This is a genomic window from Nocardia sp. NPDC058497, from assembly GCF_042720195.1.
Classification (GTDB): Bacteria; Actinomycetota; Actinomycetes; order Mycobacteriales; family Mycobacteriaceae; genus Nocardia.
The window spans coordinates 1-1,972 of the sequence record NZ_JBHXMY010000833.1 but is presented as its reverse complement, the minus strand read 5'-3'; the positions used below and the strand labels follow the sequence as shown (position 1 = coordinate 1,972).

The following is a 1,972-nucleotide window of genomic DNA, read 5'->3' as shown; positions in this document are numbered from 1 at the left end:
ATATGGGCCAGCGCCCCGGCCAGCGCGGGCGCGCCGTTGCCCGCGCGATCCCACTCGACACCGGCGAACTTGTCGGCGCCGCTCACCGCGAACTGACGGCACAGCGCGCTCTGCTCCTCGGCCAGGATGTTGATGCACAGGGCGCCCGCCTCGCGCAGCAGCGGCCAGCTGGTGGAACTCTTGGCCGGGCAGAACGACACATACGGCGGGTCCAGCGACACCGACACCACCGACTGGCAGGTGAAACCGAGCGGTCGCGTCCCGTCGTGGGCGGCGATCACCGCGACGCCGGTCGCGAAGTGACCGAGCACTCTGCGCAGCTCTGCGGGTGCTGGGTTACCTGCGTCGAGGGCGACGTTGTCTGCATTCATAGGGGTCCTCCCGAACGGAACTCGATGCCCCCACGATCCGGGGTGAGCGGTGGGCGGCTCAAGACGTTCTCCCGGTCAGCGGTTGTCGGCGGGTAAATGGTGGCAAGCGGGGTTGATAACATGCACCGATGGCTACCCCCGACCCCGATCCCGGCGTGCCCAATCTGCCGCCGACCAGCTGGGCGGTGCTCGCCATGCTCTCCTACGAGGAGGAAGTCTCTGGCTACGACCTGAAGAAGTGGGCCGACTGGAGTCTGCGCTACTTCTACTGGACCCCGTCCTACAGCCAGATCTACGCCGAACTGAAGAAGCTCGAGAACCACGGGTTCGCGAGCTCGCGGCTCGACCACGACAACGCCATGCGGGGCAAACGGCTGTACCAGATCACCGATGCCGGGCGCGAGGCTGTCACCGCGTGGTGGAACAAGGCGCCGGTCGACGCCTCGGTGCTCAAACACCATGTGCTGCTGCGCGTCATGTTCGGCCACCTCGGCTCCCCGGACCGGATCAAGGAGATCCTGCGCGACCACATCGCCGACGTCGACGAGCTCGAGCAGCGGGCGGCGATCGACGCCGAGGCGGCGAAATCCGAACCGGGCTGGGCCTATTCGCAGCTCGTGCTGCAGTGGGCGCAGCGCCATTACACCGCCGAACGTGAACTCGCCCAGCAGCTGATCGACGACATCGACGACGCGGCCACCGTGCTGGCGGGCGCCGAACACGACGACCGCGCCGACTACCCCCATCCGACGCCGGGCCGCTGGCGCGAGATCGAGCAGCGCGTGCGCGACGAGGGCATGCACGACCAGGCCGACCACTGAGCCGGCCGGGCGGCCGCGATCACGCCATCACGCGCTCGCCGATGATCGCCCCTAGACGACGCAGCGGGTCGCGACCATAGCCGTCGGCTCCCCTCAGCACGGTCCCTTCGGCCTTCGTCATTTGCCCGCCTGCGCTATCGGGCGAGATGTGACTGCGGTAGATAGCGTTGTGCCCCATGGAGTCTGAACAAGTCGAAGACGTTGCCAGATTGCCTCGTAAGCGGATGGGGGCGGGGGTGTTGTTCGTCGATGAGTTGGATCGGGTGTTGCTGGTCGAGCCGACGTATAAGGACTATTGGGAACTGCCGGGCGGGGTTGTCGAAGCCAATGAGTCGCCTCTCGTGGCGGCTGTCCGGGAGATCGATGAGGAGCTTGGCCTGAGAGTTCCGCTGGGCCGGTTGCTGGTGGTGGATTGGGTGCCGCCGGGTCTGTATCCCAGCGACGGCGTGATGCTGGTCTATGACGGTGGAGTGCTCGGCGCCGACCAGACAGCAGAGATAGCCCTTCAGACGGAAGAGCTTCGCAGCTGGGCGTGGTGCGATGAGGTCGAGGCCGCGAAGCGACTACCGGAGGTGTTGGCTCGCCGGGTGGCAGCAGCGCGCCGAGTGCGAAGAGAGGGCGCGTCGGCCTATCTGGAGGACGGTTTTGTTGCCGTGTAGTTCCGGTCAAGCCGTGGTGGACATCCGGAATGCGGTGGGGCTGTTCGGTTTGAGCACGGCGTAGAGCACGTCGCAGCGGCGTCGGGCCCAGGCAGATGAGGGCGGAGTCATACCCGGGACT

The 1,972-nt window shown here is 66.7% G+C and carries 3 protein-coding genes; 2 read left to right on the top strand and 1 reads right to left on the bottom strand.

Going from position 1 to position 1,972, the window contains the following annotated elements; genetic code table 11:
• A partial coding sequence (locus ACFWPJ_RS31545) for a flavin reductase family protein (protein WP_378856980.1) occupies positions 1 to 371 on the bottom strand: 371 nt, incomplete at its 3' end.
• 128 nt (positions 372 to 499) lie between these two features.
• Between ACFWPJ_RS31545 and ACFWPJ_RS31540 the strand changes: the two genes are divergently transcribed.
• Together ACFWPJ_RS31540 and ACFWPJ_RS31535 are read left to right on the top strand one after the other, a co-directional pair.
• Positions 500 to 1,192, top strand: coding sequence for a PadR family transcriptional regulator (locus ACFWPJ_RS31540; RefSeq protein WP_378856978.1), 693 nt, complete (start codon positions 500 to 502; stop codon positions 1,190 to 1,192).
• A 176-nt stretch (positions 1,193 to 1,368) separates the two neighbouring features.
• Positions 1,369 to 1,851: an NUDIX domain-containing protein gene (locus ACFWPJ_RS31535; RefSeq protein ID WP_378856976.1), complete on the top strand. Its 483-nt coding sequence runs from the start codon at positions 1,369 to 1,371 to the stop codon at positions 1,849 to 1,851.
• Positions 1,852 to 1,972: the final 121 nt, after the last annotated feature.

What these genes read in the sequence shown, in the direction of transcription:
- ACFWPJ_RS31535 (WP_378856976.1), top strand. Translation starts at nt 1,369, where the DNA reads ATGGAGTCTGAACAAGTCGAAGACGTTGCCAGATTGCCTCGTAAGCGG.
- ACFWPJ_RS31540 (WP_378856978.1), top strand. Translation starts at nt 500, where the DNA reads ATGGCTACCCCCGACCCCGATCCCGGCGTGCCCAATCTGCCGCCGACC.